The 678-nt window shown below is 65.6% G+C and carries 2 protein-coding genes; both read right to left on the reverse strand.

The genetic code is table 11. The features are described 5' to 3' along the window. The coding region (locus DXB86_RS09855) for a PTS system mannose/fructose/sorbose family transporter subunit IID (protein ID WP_147330838.1) at nt 1-458 on the reverse strand (458 nt) is incomplete at its 3' end. Next, on the reverse strand, nt 439-678 hold a 240-nt coding region (locus DXB86_RS09860; RefSeq protein WP_147324175.1), incomplete at its 5' end, for a PTS sugar transporter subunit IIC. The genes DXB86_RS09860 and DXB86_RS09855, both read right to left, overlap by 20 nt.

The raw sequence follows: 678 nt of genomic DNA on the forward strand, positions 1-678 counted from the left end.
ATGAGCAGGAAGGCGATGGGGCCGAAGGGGTTGCCGGCCTGGCACAGGCTGATGCCCACCGCGGCGGCGACCACGCGCAGCGTCGACAGGAAGATGGAGTCGCCGATGCCGGACAGCGGGCCCATGAGGGCGGCCTTGACGTCGTTGACGCTCTCGGGCTCGATCTCGCCGCGGGCGACCTTCTCCTCCATGGCCATCGCGATGCCGCCGACGAACGGGGCGAACTGGACGGTGATGTTGAAGAACGCGCAGTGGCGATGCAGGGCCTCGGCGTAGTCGTCGGGGCGGCCGGCGTAGATCTTCTTGAGCATGTTGGCGACCATCAGGCAGAAGGCGATGTTCATCTGCTTGTAGTAGGTCCAGGAGAACTCCATGCCCAGGGCGCCGACGTTGACGGCGCTCTTGACGAGGTCGGAGCGCGTGATCTTGTTCTCGGGACTAGAAGTCATCGTCCTCATCCCCTTCCGCGGAAAGCTGGGGCTGGGCTCCGCCCAGGCCGAGCAGGTCGAACTTGTCGATGCCGATGATGATGGCGATCAGGGCGACGCCCAGGACGGGCACGTTGGCGTAGGAGCACAGCAGGAAGCCCAGGAAGTAGAAGGGCACGAGCTGCTTGGTGAGCACCAGGCGGCCGAGCATGGCGAAGCCCATGGCCGGCAGGATGTTGGCGGCAACGCC

This window comes from Collinsella sp. OM06-18AC (assembly GCF_003438785.1).
Taxonomy (GTDB): Bacteria; Actinomycetota; Coriobacteriia; order Coriobacteriales; family Coriobacteriaceae; genus Collinsella.